This is a genomic window from Nodosilinea sp. LEGE 07298 (assembly GCF_015207265.1).
In the GTDB taxonomy this organism is placed as follows: Bacteria; Cyanobacteriota; Cyanobacteriia; order Phormidesmidales; family Phormidesmidaceae; genus Nodosilinea.
On record NZ_JADEXE010000030.1, the window covers coordinates 17,310 to 37,233 of the forward strand.

General features: G+C 51.1%; 26 protein-coding genes and 1 pseudogene. All 27 read right to left on the reverse strand.

Features of this window, described 5'->3' with window-relative positions; all coding sequences use genetic code 11:
* Nucleotides 1-11: 11 nt before the first annotated feature.
* On the reverse strand, nucleotides 12-515 hold the full coding sequence (locus tag IQ273_RS06395) for a cupin domain-containing protein (RefSeq protein WP_228052444.1): 504 nt from the start codon (nucleotides 513-515) through the stop codon (nucleotides 12-14).
* A gap of 62 nt (nucleotides 516-577) precedes the next feature.
* On the reverse strand, nucleotides 578-1,510 hold the full coding sequence (locus IQ273_RS06400) for a hypothetical protein (RefSeq protein WP_194022341.1): 933 nt from the start codon (nucleotides 1,508-1,510) through the stop codon (nucleotides 578-580).
* A 20-nt stretch (nucleotides 1,511-1,530) separates the two neighbouring features.
* Nucleotides 1,531-1,920, reverse strand: a complete 390-nt coding sequence (locus IQ273_RS06405; RefSeq protein ID WP_194022342.1) for a cupin domain-containing protein — start codon at nucleotides 1,918-1,920, stop codon at nucleotides 1,531-1,533.
* Between the two features lie 312 nt (nucleotides 1,921-2,232).
* Nucleotides 2,233-2,820: a PLD nuclease N-terminal domain-containing protein gene (locus tag IQ273_RS06410; RefSeq protein ID WP_228052445.1), complete on the reverse strand. Its 588-nt coding sequence runs from the start codon at nucleotides 2,818-2,820 to the stop codon at nucleotides 2,233-2,235.
* A gap of 531 nt (nucleotides 2,821-3,351) precedes the next feature.
* Nucleotides 3,352-4,155: a phytanoyl-CoA dioxygenase gene (locus IQ273_RS06415; RefSeq protein WP_194022343.1), complete on the reverse strand. Its 804-nt coding sequence runs from the start codon at nucleotides 4,153-4,155 to the stop codon at nucleotides 3,352-3,354.
* A gap of 36 nt (nucleotides 4,156-4,191) precedes the next feature.
* Nucleotides 4,192-4,608 (reverse strand): YciI family protein, encoded by a 417-nt coding sequence (locus tag IQ273_RS06420; RefSeq protein WP_194022344.1) that lies wholly within the window; start codon nucleotides 4,606-4,608, stop codon nucleotides 4,192-4,194.
* A gap of 143 nt (nucleotides 4,609-4,751) precedes the next feature.
* Complete coding sequence (arr, locus tag IQ273_RS35690; RefSeq protein WP_194022345.1) at nucleotides 4,752-5,489, reverse strand: NAD(+)--rifampin ADP-ribosyltransferase; 738 nt, start codon at nucleotides 5,487-5,489, stop codon at nucleotides 4,752-4,754.
* Nucleotides 5,490-5,538: 49 nt separating this feature from the next.
* Complete coding sequence (locus IQ273_RS06430) at nucleotides 5,539-5,928, reverse strand: VOC family protein (protein ID WP_194022346.1); 390 nt, start codon at nucleotides 5,926-5,928, stop codon at nucleotides 5,539-5,541.
* 116 nt (nucleotides 5,929-6,044) lie between these two features.
* Nucleotides 6,045-6,713 (reverse strand): dihydrofolate reductase family protein, encoded by a 669-nt coding sequence (locus IQ273_RS06435; RefSeq protein WP_194022347.1) that lies wholly within the window; start codon nucleotides 6,711-6,713, stop codon nucleotides 6,045-6,047.
* 49 nt (nucleotides 6,714-6,762) lie between these two features.
* Nucleotides 6,763-7,191 (reverse strand): VOC family protein, encoded by a 429-nt coding sequence (locus IQ273_RS06440; RefSeq protein WP_194022365.1) that lies wholly within the window; start codon nucleotides 7,189-7,191, stop codon nucleotides 6,763-6,765.
* 78 nt (nucleotides 7,192-7,269) lie between these two features.
* Nucleotides 7,270-7,749, reverse strand: a complete 480-nt coding sequence (locus IQ273_RS06445; protein WP_194022366.1) for a VOC family protein — start codon at nucleotides 7,747-7,749, stop codon at nucleotides 7,270-7,272.
* A gap of 115 nt (nucleotides 7,750-7,864) precedes the next feature.
* Nucleotides 7,865-8,218, reverse strand: a complete 354-nt coding sequence (locus IQ273_RS06450; protein WP_194022348.1) for a DUF2200 domain-containing protein — start codon at nucleotides 8,216-8,218, stop codon at nucleotides 7,865-7,867.
* Nucleotides 8,219-8,345: 127 nt separating this feature from the next.
* Nucleotides 8,346-8,786 (reverse strand): nuclear transport factor 2 family protein, encoded by a 441-nt coding sequence (locus IQ273_RS06455; RefSeq protein WP_194022349.1) that lies wholly within the window; start codon nucleotides 8,784-8,786, stop codon nucleotides 8,346-8,348.
* Nucleotides 8,787-9,001: 215 nt separating this feature from the next.
* Entirely contained in the window at nucleotides 9,002-9,604 is a 603-nt protein-coding gene (locus IQ273_RS06460) for a hypothetical protein (RefSeq protein WP_194022350.1), read from the reverse strand.
* A gap of 178 nt (nucleotides 9,605-9,782) precedes the next feature.
* On the reverse strand, nucleotides 9,783-10,466 hold the full coding sequence (locus IQ273_RS06465; protein WP_194022351.1) for a class I SAM-dependent methyltransferase: 684 nt from the start codon (nucleotides 10,464-10,466) through the stop codon (nucleotides 9,783-9,785).
* 112 nt (nucleotides 10,467-10,578) lie between these two features.
* Complete coding sequence (locus IQ273_RS06470; RefSeq protein ID WP_194022352.1) at nucleotides 10,579-10,923, reverse strand: DUF3703 domain-containing protein; 345 nt, start codon at nucleotides 10,921-10,923, stop codon at nucleotides 10,579-10,581.
* 11 nt (nucleotides 10,924-10,934) lie between these two features.
* Nucleotides 10,935-11,561 (reverse strand): type 1 glutamine amidotransferase family protein, encoded by a 627-nt coding sequence (locus tag IQ273_RS06475; RefSeq protein ID WP_194022353.1) that lies wholly within the window; start codon nucleotides 11,559-11,561, stop codon nucleotides 10,935-10,937.
* Between the two features lie 14 nt (nucleotides 11,562-11,575).
* Nucleotides 11,576-12,124 carry a GNAT family N-acetyltransferase gene (locus IQ273_RS06480; RefSeq protein ID WP_194022354.1) on the reverse strand — a complete coding sequence of 183 codons (549 nt, stop codon included), beginning with the start codon at nucleotides 12,122-12,124 and terminating at the stop codon, nucleotides 11,576-11,578.
* A gap of 154 nt (nucleotides 12,125-12,278) precedes the next feature.
* Complete coding sequence (locus IQ273_RS06485) at nucleotides 12,279-12,662, reverse strand: VOC family protein (RefSeq protein ID WP_194022355.1); 384 nt, start codon at nucleotides 12,660-12,662, stop codon at nucleotides 12,279-12,281.
* Between the two features lie 109 nt (nucleotides 12,663-12,771).
* Nucleotides 12,772-15,531 carry a LuxR C-terminal-related transcriptional regulator gene (locus tag IQ273_RS06490; protein ID WP_194022356.1) on the reverse strand — a complete coding sequence of 920 codons (2,760 nt, stop codon included), beginning with the start codon at nucleotides 15,529-15,531 and terminating at the stop codon, nucleotides 12,772-12,774.
* The gene (locus IQ273_RS06495) at nucleotides 15,506-15,763 is read right to left on the reverse strand and encodes a hypothetical protein (protein WP_194022357.1); all 258 of its coding nucleotides are present in this window, start codon (nucleotides 15,761-15,763) and stop codon (nucleotides 15,506-15,508) included. The genes IQ273_RS06490 and IQ273_RS06495 overlap by 26 nt, the downstream gene beginning before the upstream one ends.
* Nucleotides 15,764-15,783: 20 nt before the next feature.
* Nucleotides 15,784-16,161 (reverse strand): nuclear transport factor 2 family protein, encoded by a 378-nt coding sequence (locus tag IQ273_RS06500; protein ID WP_194022358.1) that lies wholly within the window; start codon nucleotides 16,159-16,161, stop codon nucleotides 15,784-15,786.
* Nucleotides 16,162-16,223: 62 nt separating this feature from the next.
* Complete coding sequence (locus IQ273_RS06505) at nucleotides 16,224-16,721, reverse strand: DUF1772 domain-containing protein (RefSeq protein ID WP_194022359.1); 498 nt, start codon at nucleotides 16,719-16,721, stop codon at nucleotides 16,224-16,226.
* A gap of 224 nt (nucleotides 16,722-16,945) precedes the next feature.
* Nucleotides 16,946-17,791, reverse strand: coding sequence for an alpha/beta fold hydrolase (locus IQ273_RS06515; RefSeq protein WP_194022360.1), 846 nt, complete (start codon nucleotides 17,789-17,791; stop codon nucleotides 16,946-16,948).
* Between the two features lie 51 nt (nucleotides 17,792-17,842).
* Nucleotides 17,843-19,177, reverse strand: a complete 1,335-nt coding sequence (locus IQ273_RS06520) for an MFS transporter (RefSeq protein WP_194022361.1) — start codon at nucleotides 19,175-19,177, stop codon at nucleotides 17,843-17,845.
* Nucleotides 19,178-19,284: 107 nt separating this feature from the next.
* Nucleotides 19,285-19,584, reverse strand: a complete 300-nt coding sequence (locus IQ273_RS06525; protein WP_194022362.1) for a hypothetical protein — start codon at nucleotides 19,582-19,584, stop codon at nucleotides 19,285-19,287.
* A gap of 236 nt (nucleotides 19,585-19,820) precedes the next feature.
* Nucleotides 19,821-19,924: pseudogene (locus IQ273_RS35695) on the reverse strand (DDE transposase); the annotation flags it as partial.

Below are 19,924 nucleotides of genomic sequence, written 5' to 3' on the forward strand. Positions count from 1 at the left end.
CATCCTTTGAACTATTCAGCTGAAGGAGCTTGTTTCATGATCGGAATCTCGGGCTCATCGGCCCAGTAGTCAGTGGCTTCGAACTTGCCAACTCCAGGGATAGACCGCGACAGCCATTTATCAGAATCAGGGTAGTAGCAAGCATCATAGGGAAGATTTTCGCCCATCATCAAAATATCGACTGTCTCGTTGGTGTGATTGTAAAACTGATGGGCCATTCGCTCTCCGCGAGGAAATGAGATGGCGTCACCTTCGTTCACTTCAACGGTAGTCTTGCCGTACCGCAACAGGGCTTTGCCCTTAAGAATTAGGCAAAATTCGTCTTCATGAACATGGTAATGAAACGGACAGGAAAGGCTTTGTGGTTTGAGTCGTTCAACCACAACTCCAATATGACCCTGTCGGCTATTCATTGAGGGCGTCAGCCGTTTAGACCAGCCGGTGTAATGTTCGGAGTGATGGGCCTCTTTCCACTCCAACTCATTCATGTTCACAATCTTAGGGGTATCTGGCATAAAATTTCCCGATGAAATAGATTAACGATTGCTGTTGCGCTGGTGGGTTGGCCTACTATGATTTATTCGTGGGAATTTTCTTGTAGCACTTCCACAGTTGCTATAGCCCTGTACATTCCAGACTGCTCTGCTGATGGCTCAATGGTCAAGGTACCCTGCCACGGTTGGCCAGCTTCGTCCTCTAATATCCAAACTTTCTTAACGCGGCCATTGGTCTCTTCTCCGTAAGGTCTCCATCCCGCTGATTCCCATTGCGCAGCATAGTGTTGGGCGATCGCCTCTGCACTCAGTTCAGATTCAATCGTGGCTTCAACTTCCACAAAAGAATATTCATTGGGTTTATTGCCGCTAGCTGAGCTACCTTGCGGAGTGACAATAGCCCCCACTGGAGGACTCAGCAACGGCATCGGCGATTCAAAATCTGGCGGCTGAGCACTGGCAAGGTCTGATCGACAGCTTGAATTATTGTCGGGAACAGGAGCTAAATTAAGATCTAAGCTGGTAGTGTTGTCTGCCTGAGAAGATGCTAATACAAGAATGCTCTGACTCTTATCTGCGCTGCAAAAAATAAGCTGATTATTCAGCTGCGCAGCACTCGGGATAAATCCACCCAGGTCTCCTGCAGTAAGCATGGGCTCCTCCCAACCCTGCGATTCCAGTTGCTGCCTATATTGAGCGGCCACAGTCTCAGGTGGTTGAGAAACGTCTAGTAAGACCCGATAGAGATCAACATCCAATCCTTTAACGCGGTAGACCATACTGACAAGTACGGTAGCCTGGTCGGGTAATGGAAGTTGTATGGGAAGGTCGTTGGGCAACTCATAAAGGAGTATTTGTTGGACCTCCAACAAATCTGAATTTAGCAAACGTAAAACAATTTCGGCTGGTATAACATCATCATCATTTTTCTGAATCTGTCCTAACACCGGAAGCTGGGTACTGTTAAGCAATGCAGCGGTTAGAGTAAGCGGCACCATGAATCGGTCAAGACGCATGAGTCAAACCTCAAAAGCAACTAAAGCGGACGGTTCTGAGTGCCTTCGCCAGGAGTGACAAACAGCATTGAACTGGGAGCATTTACCTTAGCCGTGTGCCATACGCCCTGGGGTACAATCGTAAATTCACCGGGCTTGCTCATCTGCACCTTTGTTTCCCCGGAAACTTGCTCTAAGATAAATTCAACCTGACCTGAAAGTAAACAAACAAATTCATCTCCGGCAGGATGCATTTCCCAGGTGTCCCAATCTTGGGTAAAGGTATAGTGGGAAATCAGCTGCTTTTCTTTAAAGTCACCAAATTGTTGTTCTAAATCTTCAAAGAAAGTGGCACTCACCGGAACAGGAATAGCGCTGCCATTTTCATTCATCACAACATATGTTGAACTAATGCTAAAAAGTTTGCTCATAGTTGAATCACAAAACGACGAAACGATCATTTAAGCGGAGTTCAGTTTACAGATTCTGTTTCAGAATTGGAAACTCTGACTCATCAGTCCAGTAATCAGTACTTTCAAACTTGCCAACGCCACCACTAGAGAGTGATATCCACTTGATAGAAATAGGTTAATAGGAGACTTCATGAAGCAAATTCTCCGACACTATCAAAATATCGACTGTTTCATCAGTGTGATCATAAAATCAATGGACTACCCACTAAAATAGTTATATCCTGCACATCCCTCGAAAAATGGAGCAATTTGTTTCCGAATGAGTAGTCTTTATCCACCAAGTTGCCGTCGACGTTGAGGACGTCGGAAAAAGAAATAGATAAGAGCACCAATACCATTAGCAAACAGTATAATCAAAATCCAAACAACCTTGGTGTTACCAACATTCGCTTCTTGGGTTGCGCAGTCAATCAGCATCCAGATCCAAAATACGAAACCAGCCAGAGCAATAACGCCAGGCACTAGAAACCAGGCTAAGCCAAATGGGTATAATAAAACCGAATCATACGAATCTACAGAAATATCAACCTGATTTTGATTTAAGCTATCGACCAGATTTGGATCACTGGGGGAGATGTCAACTAAAAATTGTTCACCTTTTTTGTTGGTAGCAATTGCTTGGCTGCGATCGTTTTTGATAGAGACAGACTCTATTTGACCTTGTTCGGCAGCCTGTATTAACTGATCCTGATTCCAGGCATTATCTTCTGTTTTTTTGGCACACGAAGTAGTCAGCAAAGTGGCTATCAAAAGACCTAGGAATAAGAACAGAGCCCAACGTTTAGCTTGTTTATTAGCGCTGACATACAGGATTTTATTAGATCTCAAAACCCTCATTTTGCTTAAATCTGCGTTCATGTCAAACTTTTCTCGTCTAGCCAGAATAAATTTTCTCTAATCAACCGTTTTCTAAGCAAAAGGATGAGATTTGATGTGAGATCGCAATCATAGTCTCAATCATCGCCAAAACTTAGATAAGGAATCAGTTTCATAATGCTCTCCTTATGCTTAATAAAGGATCGGGGGAGAGAATGCTCAACGTAGTCGCAGCTTCTTAGGGAGTAAGCTGCGATCGCTCTTGCAGATTTGACGATGCAGATTGCTAACCACGAAACTGATTCAATTGTACCAATTCAGCAGATTCTCTGGCGAAAGAAATCTAACGTAAGGTAAAAACAGGCCAGGTGAATTTCGAACTTAGCGCCGAAGCGAGAGGGTAAACGCAGTGCTATGGTCAGAGCTGTAGCGGTTCGAATATGGTTCCAGAAGGTCTATTGAGTCAGGTAATATATCCACAAGCTGGCGGCTTCAGAACCCGAATTCACTGATGGGTGAGCAGGGTATATTCGTCGAATCGGCGCTACTCTAGCTGGGCTGATGAGCCGACCCTCAGCTATTTTCGTTACCTGATGTTCCCAAAGCGTTGCGAATAGCTCGCTCAACGGGAACGTAGAAGGAGGGCGATTTACCCGTAAGCTCAAATGGTCTAGCTGCAAAAAGAGGTGGTTGAGCCATGAATCGAGGTTGAGATTCGCGGTTGATCTGAGCAGCATGAACCAGGAACGGATGGCAAAGGTAGACTGTCCCTGCTTCCCCTGTGGCGAGTACTTCAGGACACAGCGCTGTAGAACTCAGTTGGGCGCTCAGCTCGGCAAACGATAAACCTTCTTCTCCGGCAGGTACGAGAATGCGAGCTACTTCACGATGCGAGCTAGCTCGCATTCGGGTGGGGGCACACTGCTCACCTACATCTGAAAACAGGAGCAGCATTAAAAGAGCGCGATCGCGAGAATAAATGTTGATTCGGTACGACAAAAAATCGTTAGGGTCCGAGTCTTTACCCGCAAAGCTAGCATCTACATGCCAGCCTGTATCGCCAGTGTCTTCGTTCGCCGGAAATCGCACCGGGAAAGACCCTAAACTGCGCCTCGGCTTCCAGTTTCCTTCACCCACCAGTTGATCGAAAGCCCGATGCAGTTGGGGGGTGTTAGCGGCCTCTACAAACGGTGGCTGAGCATATTCCCCCAGCCAAACAACGGGCTTCTGCCAGGTCGATTTGTCTTCAGGATCGCAGCCAATATCGGCCCAAAGAATCTCCCGGCAATGGTCGGCGAGTTGACGAGAGAACGCCTGCTCAACCTTGACGTATCCATCGTTGATGAATTGTTTAACTTGCTGATTTGTTAGGCTCATTGATTAATGTCATGGTCAAAGGTTAACCGTTCTGCTTTAACTCTGCTTTTCCATCTCGACCCGTAGGCGGTTTTCCTGTTCCCGCAGTTTTGGTGTAAAAGCTTCGCCGAAGTCTTCATCGGCAAAAATAGGACGAATTTCAACTTCGCCGTCCTGAAAAGGGCTGCGCTTGATCCAGGCGATCGCGTCTGCCATCGACGGCACCTGCCAAATCCAGAAGCCAGCCACCAGTTCTTTGGTTTCGGTGAAGGGGCCATCCGTAACCGTGCGATTTTTGCCGGAAAACTGCACCCGTACTCCCTTAGAACTGGGATGTAGTCCTTCACCAGCCAGCATTATTCCGGCGTTAACCAGTTCTTCGTTGAACTGGCCCATTTCGGCCAGCATGTCTTCGGTGGGCATCACTCCCGCTTCAGAGTCGGAGGTGGCTTTGACGAGAACCATAACTTTCATGGTGAAATCTCCGGTTGAATGATTGTTGGTGCTTAGCGCCAGAGTGAATAGAGTTTCAACCCTGGCTCTATGGGTTAGTCGAATAGAGAACGTCTAAATCGACGGGTCAGTTGACTTTTTAGGTACAAAAATTCAAAAATTGTTCAGTCGTCAAGTGGCTCAACTCCCAGTCGCTCAAGTCGTGCTAGGCCGTCCTTCATGGCGTTTAGCACTTCGGGCGAGTGCCCCTGCCAGTCCGTGATCTCGCCTGTAACCCGCAGCGGCGCGCGCGATCGGAATGACTTGGTCGGATTGCCCCGAAACTTCTGATTGGTCAGGTTGGGGTCTTCTTCAATCGGGCCAGTCGGTTCTACAATGTAAATTCTGTCAGGACCTTCACCGACAGCTAGCTCCGCTCCCCACGTGGCGGCATCCAACGTGCGGGTGAAATAGACGTGGGGTGTTGTTCTGGCCTGATTGCCGAAGTTCGGGGTGTGGCCTGGCTTAATTAAATCGCCTGGCTTTAGATCAGCCCGAGTGCCGTGGTAAAGCGGCCAATCCGTGACCTCGCCTGTGACCCGCAACGGCTCACGTGAGCGGTATAACATCGACGGATGTCCTGGAGACTGGTGATCCGGCAGGTCGGAGGTATCTTCAATCGGGCCAGTCGGCTCTACTCTGTACACTCTGCCCAAACCGTCGCCGATCGCTAGTTCTGCCTCCCAGATAGCTGCATCCAGATTGGGGGACAGGTAGACATAGGGTGTTATTTTGTCCCGCTCACCAACGTCTGGAGAATGGCTGGGCTTGATCAGATCGCCTGGTTTCAGCTCAGTACGGGTGCCATGGTAAAACCGCTGCGTCTGCAAGTTGTTTGTAGCGTTAAGAATGCCTGGGTTCATGTCTGTATTTTTCTATGTTTGTGATGTGGCAGTGCCCAGAAATTAAGAATTAACGTTCCTGCCGAGCATAGCTGACCGTCAACATTTCCCATTGGTGTCCATCTGGCTCGTTCCAGTAGATCAGACGGCCTCCAAACTCTGTGTTGACCTGCATATCCATGCTTCCTCTCAACATACTCCGGTACTCGATTCCAGCCGCTTTGATTCGTTCAAGAATGGCATCAAACTCGGCTTCGGTGACCCGGAAGCAAAAGTGATAGATAGGGAAATCTTCTTCCGTTTCTTGGAAGTCAAGCGTTAGCCCACAATTTATGTAGACAGGTGAAAATGGACCAACACTTTTCTCTGCCCACGCAACCCCAAGGAGTTCTGACAAGAGCTTGGCCGACTTCACTTGACTGCGAGAAGGAACGATCGTGTGATCAAGTTCTATGGTCATCAGCATTCTCCTGAGTCTGTATAAACCTTGAATGATTGTTTGAGTGCTTCAGTTTTGGTGCTCATAGGACTCCTTTTAGGTCGAAAGTTGTGAGGTTCAGGTCAGTCATTTTCGTCTCACCACATCTCATTCGCGATCTTTTGGCGTCGAGCCAGTTCCTGCTCATTCAGTTCTTCATTGCCCACGGTTCCAGGCCGGATATCGCCATTGGGTTCATAGGTGCTCATCACCACGCCCGTGGTCGAAACTTGAGAGCGCACGAGCCGCAGCGCAAAGGGATGGGCCGTCTCGCCAAAGAGGCGCTTGCCCTGCCCGAGCACCACTGGAAACGTCCAGACGTTGTACTCGTCTATCAGGGTTGCGGGCTGCAGCGTTTGAATCAACTGGCTGCTGCCGATAATTTGCAGGTCAGGGCCAGGTTGGGCTTTGAGCGCAATGATGGCCGAGACGACATCGCCAGAGAGCAGGGTCGAGTTGTGCCAGTGGAGCGTCGTCAATGTGCTCGACGCTACGTACTTTTTGGTGGCATTGAATGTCTTTGCGATCGCATTGTCATCGGGCTGGTAGGGCCAGTACGCCTCGAAAATTTCATAGGTTCTACGACCGAGCACCAGTTCTCGATCGGTACCGTCAAATCCTGATGCTGAGAGGTCCATGCCCTCGTCAAAGAAATTGGACATCCAGCCGCCCAGGGTAAACCCGCCCGTCGGGTCTTCTTCCGGTCCGCCGGGAGCTTGCATAATGCCGTCGAGCGACATAAACGTAGATACAATCAGCCTTCTCATGGGAGCACTCCCGTCATTCCTAAAACGATTCGCAAATTAACCCAACGGCCTAGAACGTGATGCGTACGGCAGGTGTGCTGCGATTCGCTTCGCCGTGGTAAACAGCTTCAATGTTGTTACCGTCGGGATCTAGAACAAAGGCGGCGTAGTAGCCTGGGTGGTACTGGCGCTCTCCAGGTGCGCCGTTATCCCGACCGCCGTGAGCCAGAGCCGCTTGATAAAACGCGTCCACTATGGCGCGATCGCGGGCCTGAAATGCTAAGTGATGGCGTCCGGTGAGCATCCCCTGCGCAGCTTCACTGTTGGACGTTGAAACGAACAACTCATCCGCCCAGAAGAATCCATCACCGGTACCGCCCATCGGGACATGCAGGGCATCGAAGATCGCTGTGTAGAATGTCTGGCTGGCGGCAAGGTCTTGCACGACTAGCTGAATGTGGTCGATCAAACGACCGCGATATACTTCCTGCGCTTCCATAGCTTGTTCCTGTCGATTACAGCTGCCAGAGACCGTGATCATGGCTCTCTTGAAGAACAATTGCGGTTTGCATTCCGGCTACCCCTTACCGCCAGCAGCCCGCTCAATCTCGGCGATGTCAATCTTGACCATCTGCATCATGGCCTCCTGGGCTCGTCGAGCGCGTTCTCGGTCGGAATCGTTAATCAATTCGATCAGGCGGGTCGGCACGATCTGCCAGGAAAGCCCCCAGCGATCTTTGATCCAGCCGCAGGCAACTTCTGATCCACCATCCGCAAGGGCCGCCCACAGTCGATCCACTTCGGCCTGATCGTCGCAGTAGATCTGGAACGATACGGCTTCCGTAAAGGAAAACTGTGGGCCACCGTTCAGCCCCATGTATTTCGCTCCGGCCAGCGTAAATTCGACGGTTAGTACGGTATCAGCGGGTCCGCTCGGGGTGTCAGTCGGCGATTTTAGAACCCGGTCGATGCTCGAATTGGGAAGTAGCGAAACATAAAACCGTGCGGCGTCTTCGGCGTCGCCATTGAACCATAAACAGGGTACGACTTTCTGCATGATGTTCAAGTTCAATCCAATTTAGGGGGAAAATGCCTTTGCAAATTTGTTCGGCGACTTAACCATTGCTGAACACAGAATTTCACTAAATTGTGGTGGATGGGCAGTGCCTACCCTACGGTTTCCGCAAAATTTTCTCCATCGCTTTGCCTTTTGCTAGCTCATCGATCAGCTTATCCAAATAGCGAATTTCCTGCATGGTTGGCTCTTTAACGTCTTCCACTCGGATACCGCAAATCACACCTTTGATTAAGGCTCGCGAAGAATTCAGGTGAGGAGCTTCCGCAAAGAATGTCTCGAAATCTATTTGCTCATTGAGTTGAGCTTCCAACTTTTCTTGGCTATATCCTGTTAGCCAACGAATGATTTCATCGACTTCTGCTTTAGTGCGTCCCTTTTTCTCTGCCTTAGTAATGTAGTGAGGATAGACGCTTGCAAAGCTCATTGTATAGATTCGATGCTTAGTCATGATTCTTATTTACTCCATTCGCCTTTTCAGAGCGGTGCCCAGATGGCCTTCCTCTCGGTGCATTGTTGCGCGTTGGCGGAGCCTCGCCTTAGCGTTATGCACCCTAATTCTTAGCGTTGACGCTGCACTAGGCGCGATCGCAGTCCTCACCACTTTCTGACGCGAAGGGAACCGAGATATGCTCGTGAATGATCTGCCATTCATCCTGGTGGCGCTGGCAGGCGGCGGTAATGCGGAGACACATTTGAGCGGCAGGATGGTCGGGGGCGATGCCGACAAAACGGGAAACCCAATGGGCCAAAGCTAGATCGCCGCTGATGGTGATGCTCAATTCCTGCTGATCCATGCCAGAGATGGTAGGCATATAGGGCATGCTAGTTTCCCACATCTGGCGGCAGGCAGCGATGCCGTTAAGCGTCAGGGGTGGCTTCATATCGAAGATGACGATTTCGGGAGCATAGTGAGCCATGATCTGATCAAGGTTTTTGTCGCAGATGGCCTGGGCGTGAGCTTCAATCAGGTGAAGAATTTGGGCTTCTGCTTTGGTGTCAATGGTGGTCGCTGTCATGGAAGTTAATCCTTACAGGTGAGTTGTTGGACGACAGGACTTACAGCTGAGCGCCCTACTAATGTCCTGCTGTATGAAGTAGTCGTTTGGGGGAGGGGCAGATCGACAGGGTAGCGGAAATATTTTCAACCCAATTTTCGTAGGCGTTTGTCAAAAAGCGGCACTCTGGTTTTCGCGATTGGGGTTTCACGACATTACCCCTCCTTTGGCGCAGATTAGTGAGCGATCACAATGGGAAGGCCATCCCGAGTCTGGTCGGCGCTGATCCGCCGAATGGTGCCGTTGCGCTCGTACTCAAAGGACACATCCTCAATCCGCTGGAGTTGCCCTCGGCTGAAGTAGCTAAAGTCTACGTCACCCATCGACTGGGGGCGGCCGCTACTAAAATAGCGAAAGCGGGTGCCATCAATACTGCGCAGGCGACCGATGCTGTCGTAGGCCAATTCGACATCCCCTAGGGTACGCAGGCGGCCATCGGTGCGGTAGTTGGCCTCGGTGGTGTAGTCGCGCTGGTCAATTTCAACCAGGCCGTTGGCGTGGATTTTCAGCCGGGCTCCAGGAATCGCAAAAAAGGCACCCAGGACGTTGCCAGCCGAGTCTACATAGATCGCCTGAAATCCGGCAGCAGCAGGATTTGGCACATCCTCTAGACTAAACTCTACCGATTCAAATGGGGTTGGCGCTGGAGCTGTAGAACTAGACTGGGCGATCGCGCCTTGAGCAGAGCTAAGCAGTAAGACGACGCCCAGCCCTAACCCAACCGCAGTCTGTGCCCAGGTTTCTCCCCTGGTTAAGGTGAATATGGAGTAATGTTTCATAATGACAAAAACCTACCTTCGCTCGACAAACCTTTAATGTAGCTGAGGTATTTATCCTACTAAAGTAGCGGTACAAGATGTTTAGTATTGTTAATGCGCTTAAAGGGCCTTTGAAAAGCGATTTGCTGTAGCTTTAGTCAAACGTTGATCCATCGTAGGAAGCCCCGTCCAGCCCCTTTCACGGTCGAAAACCAATATGGGCAGAACTGGTAAACCGGGCTAGCCCAAGGGGAAAAGGGATAACGTTTAAGTTGCTAAACCCTGCCTCTTTCATCAGAGTAACCAATTCATTCGGGCTAAAGCAGCGGTTGCCCCAGTGCCACTGAATCAGTGAACCGAGGATTCCTGAGCGGGTCACCACCAGAATGAGGGGAGCGCCGGGCCGCAGAACTCTAAACATTTCTTTGAGCCCTTCCTTGGGTTTGGGTAGGTGCTCTAGCATGTGAGCGCTGATCACGGCATCAAAGACACTGTTTTCAAAGGTTAGAGTTCTCACATCGCTTTGGCATAGCTGATGCTGAATGTGGCCTTTAGCCAGTTTTACCTGAGCTGTTTTAAGCATCTCAAGCGACAGATCAATGCCGACAATGTTTACGTTCGGGTTGAGAGTTTGGGCAAAAGCTAGGCTAAAGGCGGCGGTCCCAATGCCGCAATCACAGATATTTTTATGCTCAGTCCCGTGCGGTAGATAACCTCCTTTGCGTAGCGATCGCCAGAGCTGCCGGTAAGCCCGACCATAGCCCAAAATTTGAAGATGCTGATGCCACCATCCGGCAGCCTGATTGTAGGTTTTAGCGAGTTCTGAATTGGTGGGGTAAACCCGCTGAACTGAAACCTGCCACCAACCAACGGTCCATTCCATTGGGCAATCTCCGAGTAGAGCAACTGTAGTTACAACGTCGCTCTATATCTCAACTAAATCCCTGATCTAATGGATAGTTAGGAGGATAGTTGGCAAGACCTGAATGATCTATTTACTGCTCTAAAAGCTGCCGGATGTCTTTAGGGATTGAATGATTTTCAGCGTAATTGGGGTTGGCCTTACCGCCCCTTAGCTGTCTTAATTGACCAAACAAAAGTGTAAGGGGAAAGGCCAGCAGGGTCGGTATAATCTGTCCTCTTATTTCTTTGAAATCCCGTTGTCGCCAGGCTAGAGTGAGCATTTCCCAGTGGGCAATGGTGTGGGCGATCGCATCTCTCTGTCCTAGCCGGTGAGCCCGCTGTAGAGCCGTCCAAGCTGCCTCAAAGTCTTGCTCTAACATGGCCGATTTTGCTCTAGCAAGTTCTAATTCAAAGTGTTGCCAGATAATCGCTTTCATCGGTTCCTCCGCTAAGGTTGGGGTGGGGCGGTGAGCTGCTGTAGCGTGAAATAGTAAGCCGGATCACCGGTCTTAAAGAGGCCAAACCAGGCGTCTAAAACGGGTGCATCGTACAGATCGAGCGCTTTAAAGATATGGTAAGCAAATTCGATTGGAGCCGTTGAATTGGCCGTAATCACGTTGTCGGCGGTGACGGCAGGCTGGTTTTGATAATGGGCTGCCCCTCGGTAGCCGGTGGCTTGCAGGTATTCGACAGCATTGCTGGTATGGAGTCTGTCATCTAAAAGCCCAGCTCGGGCTAGCCCGGCGGTCGCTCCACAGATTGCTGCGATAGGGATGCCTGCTTGTAGAAAAGCTTTGGCTGTTTCTAGAATTTGAGTGTTTTTGCCGTCGTCCCAGGCTTCGCCGCCGGGCAAAATCAGCATGGCACCGGCCTCCACTTCATCTAGGGATACATCGGGCAGAATAGTCATGCCGCCGATGGTGGTAACGGGGTCACCGGACAGCCCCAGAGTCTGCACACAGTAGCGTTCGGGACGTTTTTGGTAGTCTGGGCTGTTGATGGCTGCGATCGCATAGCCGGTCTCCCAATCGGCCAGGGTGTCGAACACGAAAAGATAAACAATCTGTTTCTCCATAGAAAATGCCTCTTTTACGTCTGGGACTGCTGCCACGTTTCTCGGGTTAGCTGCCACTCAATCTGGTGCCACCCTCGCGCCGTCATCCAAGCCGGGCCGGGGAGGGTGCCGATGGCCACAAACCCATACCGCTCGGCTAAGCGAGACACACGTCGATTTTCGCTAACCGATATGCCGCGAATTTTGCTGAGGTTCAAATCGTCAAACCCAAAGTTAACCAAGGCTTGCCCTACTTCAAGCGCATAGGCATAACGGCCCCAAAACTGGGGTGCCAGCTCAATTCCGAGTTCTACCTCTCCGGGGTCATAGCCACTCTGTCGCAATCCGCCACAGCCAATAAGGACTGAATCGCGGCGATCGGCAATGGCTAATTGATAGTTGTGCCGGGGGTATTCGTTAGCCCACTGGTTAAACTGCTGAAGCAGGTTACGGTTAAAGCTGTGGCTCATTTCTGCGGGCGAACAGAACTCGGCAAAGCGAGGTTCGGCATGGTAGGCCAAAAAGGCCGCTTCATCCGCTGGGATAAAATCGCGTAAAAGAAATCTCCGAGTTTCAATTTTCATCGGACCTCAGCTAATGGGGCCTGGTTCTATCCCATAGACACACCTTCTTTATCCATTCTGGCTCAAGTGCTTGCAGCAAGTTTTAGAGAATTTACTCCTCACTCAACGGCTTTGGCGACTTGAAATGATAGTCTATTCGGTAATTGGAATTCGGCTAAGCAGGCCCATGGCAAACGGCCTCAATGTTATGTCCATCTGGATCTAACACAAAGGCAGCATAATAGTTGGGGTGGTAGTGAGTTCGTAGGCCCGGAGCACCGTTATCTTGACCACCTGCTTCTAATGCAGCTTTGTAAAAGGCCTGTACTATCTCACGGCTTTCAGCCCGAAAAGCAATATGCAGTCGAGGGGTATTGACATCTCCTTGGCCAACCCAAAAATCTGGATTCCCTTCTACACCAAATAACCCTGCGGCAGAGTTAGTAGGAGAGGCACTGAACTCGCTCAAAAATTGATAACCTAGGGGGGCTAATGCCTTGGCATAAAAGACTTTACTTTTCTCAAAATTACTAACATTGATGCCAATATGGTCAATCATAACTTTCGCTGCCTACCTCGCTTGTAGGAGTCAGTTTGTGAAGTGAATTTAGTCTATCGAGTTTGCCCCTGAACGACCCTAACCAAAAGGATAGACATTGCATCAGTTGCTATGGCAGCAGCCCCAATTCCCTGGCTCTGGCAACAGCCTGGGTGCGATTGGCCACTTCTAACTTGCCGTAGATGTTGCGGGCGTGCCATTTCACCGCCGCCAGGCTGACAAATAATTCATTGGCGATCGCCTGGTTGGTCATGCCTGTGGCCAGATAGGTTAATACCTCCAGTTCGCGATCGCTCAGGGGTTCCACCAGCGGCTGAACTACAGCAGTCTTTTGCTTGGGCTGAATCTCAAAGAGCGCCAGCAAGCTCGCTACTTCTTTAGTTTGAATTCTGTTGGAAGCGGCGCAAGAAAGCAGGTCGGCCATCGCTTTTCCTTCATCTAAAAATAAACGGATATCGTTATCCTGGTGAGGGATATCTAAGGCCTGGTGCAGGCAGGCTAAGGCGCGCGATCGCTCATCCTGTACCTGCCAGGCCAGTGCCTGCAACAGCAGTGTTTCCATCAGGCGCGGGGTACGCCCGCCCGCTTGGGCCTGAGCTTGCAGGCGGGTGAGCAATCGCCGGGCGGCTTGCAGCGGCGGGATTGATGCGGTCTGCTGACCCTGGGCTAGCAGCACCCTAGCGTAGGTTAAGTAAATGAGTTCAGCAGCGGTGGGACATTTCTCGGTGGTGTTGTAGTCCAGGCCATCGTCTACAGTCAGTCCGCTGCTCTCCACCCAGGCGATCGCGGCATTCACATTGCCCTCGACTAAATACAGTCGGGCTTTGCAGGCTTCGACAGGAAGAATGGTTGGCCAGAGCCAGACTTGACACCGCTCGGCCTGGCGAATCGCTGCCCAGGCTGCTGCCAAATCTCCCTGGGCCTGACGCACCCGCGCCAGAGTGATGTAGCCCATCATCAGGCCGGGCTGCTGATTTTGAATGGCGCGATCGATGCTTTGGCTGAGATGGTAGGCGGCGGCGTCTAGCTGATTTTGCTGCCGTAGCAGATCGGCCAGGGCGACCTGAACCAATACTCCAGCATAGGTGGGCAGCCAGCGCCGTTCGGTGGCCAGGTCCAAGCCCTGCTGGCAGAGTGCGGTGGCTTCAGTAAGCTGTCCACGCAGGGCGAGAAACTGAGCTTGCAGGTAGAGCCCCGCGATCGCCGGATCTGCCGCCCCCCGCACGCGACCAATCCGGCTGACCTCTGGCAGCAACTGCCGGGCGGCTTTGTAGTTGTCATCGACAAAATAGGTGACGCCCAGATTGAGGAGGATCAGCGATCGCAACCAGGAATAGTTTTGGGGCAACAGCTGCAGCGCCTTTTCCATAAAGGCAACTGATTCGACATTATTCCCCTGCTGTCGGGCCTTCATTCCCTTTAGGGCGATCACCAATCCCCAGAGCCGATAGGTGTTTTCCGTCTCGGACCTGTTCTCTTCCAGCCGTTGCTCCATCTGTTCAATGACGGCAACCGCCTCGGCAAACTGGGAAGTAGTAAACCCCACCCAAGACTTTGCCGCCAGCAACCAGGGACGAGCCTGAACCAGGTCGGAGGGCAACGCCGCCAGGGCATCACTCAGCACCACGGCATCTAGTCGCGGGTTTTCGCTGGTCTGCATTTCCTGCTCGATCATCTGGGCGGCGTAGTCAAAGGCTTGGGCGGCGATCGCGTGGTGCAGGGCATCGGCAATGTAGCCCTGATGCTCATACCATTGGGCGGCGCGGCGGTGGCAGCCCAAAACCAGATCCGGTTCCGTCCGCTGGAGCAGGTGGCGCAGGGTCTCCGCAAACAGGTGATGGTAGCGATACCAGGTGCGTTCGTCATCCAGCGGCACCACAAATAGATTTTGCCGCTCTAGCTGTTCCAGGGCTTGAGTCCCGCTGGCCACACCCTCATCCATCACGGCGGCACAGAGGGCACCGCACAGCTGCTCCAAAATCGCCGTCCGCAGCAGAAACTGCCGCACGGGTGGCGGTTGACGGTTCAACACCTCCTCCACCAGATAGTCCAGAATGTACCGCTGGGTGCCGCTAAAGGTTTCTATCAGCGCTGTCGGGCTAGCTGACTCCCGCAGGGAGAGCATCGCCAATTGCAGTCCTGCAATCCAGCCCTCGGTCTGCTGCTGGAGGGTCATCACCTGGGCTTCGGTGAGGGATTGCGGGAGAGACTGTTGTAAAAAGGTGGTGGCTTCGGCATCGGAGAAGCGCAGATCGGTGGATCGTAACTCCGTTAGCTGCGATCGCACCCGCCAGCGGGCTAGGGGCAATGGCGGATCGGTGCGGGTGGCGATCGCCATCCGCACCCCTGGGGGCAAATGCTCCAGCAAAAACCCCAGCCCCTCGTGGATGGTCGGAGTTGTAATCACGTGGTAGTCATCCAGCACCAGAATCAGGTCTGTCTCTAGCTGGGCTAGCTCATTCAAGAGCGGCGTCAAAAACGCCTCAAAGGGAATCGGTTCGGGCGATTGCACCATCGACAGCGTGGCTTCTCCCAGCGGCCTATCCGCCTTTTGCAAGGCTGCTACCAGATAGCACCAGAAGCGAGTTGGGTCGTTGTCTCGCTCGTCTAGGGCCAGCCAGCCCACCGGCTGTTGGGTCTGCTGCGCCCACTCGCCCAAGGCTGTCGTTTTGCCAAAACCAGCGGGGGCAGACACCAAAATCAATCGACTGCCCAACCCCTGCTGAAGGGTTTGCAGAATGCGATCGCGCCTCACCAGATGCGATCGCGACGACGGTTGGTGCAGCTTTGTCAATAAAAGCGGGGTAGCCACACATTCAGCCTGGGTCAACGCCAGAACAGTATCACGGTAACGGATGGAGTTGCCCATCGCCTATCCTTTCAAGTAGTGAAATACATAAATTTGCCGCTTTGCGTTCGGCTCCACTGCTGACGGCAACGATGCGCTGAGTGCAACCGCTAAACACTTGAACCACAGCCTGGGCCTGAGCTTCGGTATAGGGAATGATGTCGAGGACAACATCGGGCGCAAACCGTTCAGATTTAGCTTTGAAGTTGAGGAGGTGACGGCGCGTGCCGTAGAAATGTAGGACTAAGTCCAAGTTGCTGGTAGTGGTACTGCCTATGGCGTGAAGGGAAGTTGACTTACATGACCTGCGGCGACTTGCCAACGGTTGCTGCGCTGTAGCCAGACCCGAGTGAACCGATAGACTTCCGAGAACGCTCGACCATCAAAAATTCCTTCAATTTCTGCTTTCAAAGTGACGATGGCGCAGTCGCAGCTAAACGGATGAATTTGGCGATCGCTAATATCTAGCTTTGTAAATCGGAAGATTCCAGAGCGATGCGCTTCTAGATCCTGTTCTTTGTTGCTCACAACCCCTGTGTGCATTGTCCAGACTAAATCGTCAGCGATGAGATCGTCTAGCACAGCAATATCACTGTTGAGCATGGCCTGTCGTAGCTTCTCTTCCAGGTCTTCAATCAAGTCGTTTGCCATTTGATACGCCACCTCAGCTCGAGTTCAAGATTATTCTCCACCATCCAAACGGAAAGCGAACACTACAGTTGTGATGGAGTCCCGATCGCTAGCGTAAACAAGGCTGCTGCGATGAATGCGGCAAGGGTTCGAACATGATTCCAGAACATCCAGTTTGTCAGATAGTTAGCCCAGAGATTTGCTCCTTCAGGACTGTTGGGATTGGCAACGGCTAACGCATCATTTAACGGTACATTGAACCCTATTGTGACACCGAAACAGCCAATCAGATAGAATAAAGCACTGACAAGCAAGTAAGCCGCGCCAGGTTGTTGCCACCGGAAAACCGAAGAGACAATTAAAATTAAACAAACAACACCTGTACCCAGAAACGCAGCCATAAACCAGGGGTTAATGACTGTGAGGTTAATAGATTGCATCGCGGCAATGCCCTGAGCGGGTGGTTGTTGCGCCAAAGCCTTCATTACAAAGGTTGAAAAGGCAAAGAATATTCCAGCGATCAATCCACAGCCAAGGGCTGCCATTACTTTCAGCATATACAGATATGCAATCATCACCATAAGTCGACTTCTACTCCTTTATTCAGTAACTAGCTCAGCAATATTTTGCCTAGGATGTTGTTTTCATCTTTAGCATCAATATTCTCATGATCGCAGGTGATGCAATTCAATTTGGCATCGATCGCCCAAACACCCTGTAGACACAACGGTAGATTGTTCTGGGTTGCTGCTGAGAACAGCAGGTGGATCAACTTAACGTGACAATCGTTCATATTCACAATTTCTCATGACTCTGTATGCTGCTGAATTGCTTCAACAATTACTGGCCAATCATTGGGATGCAGTTCATGTCCTGTTCCGGGCAATGTGACTAATCTAGTGTTTGGGATCTCCGCTTTTAATGCCAAAGCATGGGCATAGGGTAGAACCAGATCTTCTGTGCCGTGAATGATCAGCGTTGGAATCGCAATTTCGTTGAGGCGGTTTAGCCATTGCTCTCCTCCCTCCAGCAGAGTATGGTTAAAGGCCGTAGTAGGATCGGGTGTATAGTCGAAATCTTTCCCTGCTAATTCGCGAATTAGTGATGCATCAAAAGAGTGGGCTGAACCGGATAGCAACCGCCACGCCCCAACCTGGTATTCAATCACGGCTTCACGGTTCGTCCAATCTACTTCACCTGCTTTTGTATGGTATTTGAGGATAGATGGATCGATTTCAGGCATGGTCAAGTCTGCATCAGCCAATCGTTCTGAGGCAATCAATATCAAACTTTTGACGCGTTGAGGATGCTTGAGCGCCATGAGTTGAGCCAGAAACCCTCCCAGCGACATCCCAACTACATGGGCACTTTGAAGACTATAGCCATCGAGAACACAAAACGCATCATCCGCCAAATCTTCAATGGAATAGTTGATCTGCCCCGGCTTGTAGCAGGTTGATTGTCCTGTATCTCGGTGATCGTAACGAATGACGTATCGGCCCACATCCGATAACTGACAGCAAAACGCTTCCGGCCACCAAATGCCGGAAGCCATTGCCCCCATGATTAGTAAAATTGGCGCATGGTCTGAAGAACCAAACGATTCTGAGAAAAGCTGAACTCCATTATTGTTAATCTGCTTGCTTTGCATAATTGCCTTGTTTATTTACACCCGGTTTTTTGAACTGATACCGCCAACGTCTCATGAAGACTGCCTCACCTCAATTTGAACATTGTTTGCGTAGCGCCTTTGATAGTTCACCGATAGGGCGCGGTAGGCGCGCGATCGCATCGCCAGTACCGTTACCACCAGCCCCACGCAGCCCGTCAAAGTAAATAGCAGAGCAATGCCGCGATCGCTGCCGGTGCCAAACCAGGAGCCAATTAAATCGGCCCCGGCCCCGGTGGTCATAAAGGGAATAAACAAGAAATGGGCGATCGGGCCAATCATAAAAGCGGTGAGCGGTGAGGCCGCCTGCTCAATACTTTGGGCAAAGCCAAACACCCGCCCCTGGCGCTCCAGCGGAATCATCGTTTGCAAAATCACTTGCTCGGAAGCTTCAACCACGGGAATTAGGCAGAGGTACACCAATAAACCTACCGCCAGCAAAATAATCGACGGCTGAATTGTGAATCCCATGGCTACTATCCACATCACAATGTTGGACAGAAACATGGTTTTTAGCGGACTTTTACCCAGCCCAAATCGGGCAACTGCCAACCCGCCGACAATAAACCCCAGACTCAAGACTCCCCACACAATGCCCCACACCTGTACCGAAACCAGAGACAGCCCGTAGGCATCCATCAGCGACATAAAGACGCCGCCCAAAAAGTTGTTGAAGCAGTTGAAGAAGATCAGCGCAAATAATCCCGGCACCAGGCGAATGACCTGAATGGTGCCTCGAATATCAATATGGTTGGGCTTCGCCTCGGTCTGAATAATGCGCTTCTCTGGAATGGGGATGGTACACAAATGGAGGATGGTCAGGACGGTGAGCGCGATCGCCATCACCAGCATCCAGTACATACCTAAAAACCCGATCGCCAGCCCGCTCACGATAGAAGCCGCCAAAAAAGCCACCCCATTGACGGTGCCCACCAAGCCATTGGCCTTGTCGCGTTCTGATTCAGGAATTAGCACTGTTACCAGGGTGGGCAGGGCGATGGTGCGCAGGTTTCCGGCGATCGCCCCCACCAGCGCCACAATGATAAATCCCCAAAGAATGACGCTAGACGCGTCGGTAAAAACAGCCGCTGGCGTAGATACATAAACTAGGTAGGCGAGAGCGTACAGCACCAGCGACCCAGCGCTAGAGATCAGCAGGGCGGTTTTTTTGCGGTAGCGATCGACCAGTGAGCCTAAGAAAAAGCCGGAAATGGCGACGGTGACCAGGTATATCCCGGCCATCACCGAGGTGGCCAGCACCGACTGGGTTTGTAGGTATACCCAAAATGTGACCCCAAACCAGACCAAGGTGTTGGTTAGGCTTGCCACCAATGAGTTAGCCAAAATGGCATAAAAAACAGGTTTCATTCAATATTACGAAGTAGAGATTTGGGATAAGTAGCGCTAGTTTAAGTGGTGGGCAGTGCCCACCCTACAGCTTTACAAACTAAGATTTATTAGTCTCCATCTAGGAGCTATCGTCGCCAGCGCTGGCGATAGTAGGACTGCTCCAAATTAGGGGAACGGGCATCGCTGTAGTAGCGCTGGTCGAGCCAGATTCTGAGGTCGGATTCTGACAAAAAGACGTGGTACTGCCCGGTGGTGCGATCGCGCACATAAAAGAGTTCATTGCCGTTGCGATCGCGCCCTTGTCGAATGGATAGTTCTTCGGTTGAAATGAGGTGCTTTAGCAACCTTCGAGTTGCCCGAATTGGCCCCCAGCAGCGTTTCTCTAGATAGGTAAGTTTTTCGCAGAGATATTTTTTGTAATACATAGCCTTGCCTTCAATTTGAGGTCGAAAAAATTGGCCTTAACGCTTCGTTGCCAACTATTTGAGATTTCTGTTTCGTTCGTTCCACCGATCCCGCACCTAAAATTCTTCGGTCGGTTAGTATCTGGGATTTACTGGGGTTTAGAGGCGATGTTAGAAACATCATTCAGTAGCGCCATCAGGGCCGGAACCACCGTCGGTGTCAAAAAAGTGGAGGGCTCAATACGGATTTTGGGGAGCTAGTTCAACAAGGTCTCCAATAGGTTGCCCAGCAGTGCCTTTCCTCGCTTACGGGCATTGTGTACGAACTCAAAGAACCCCAGATAAAGCGGCAGTTTCTCCT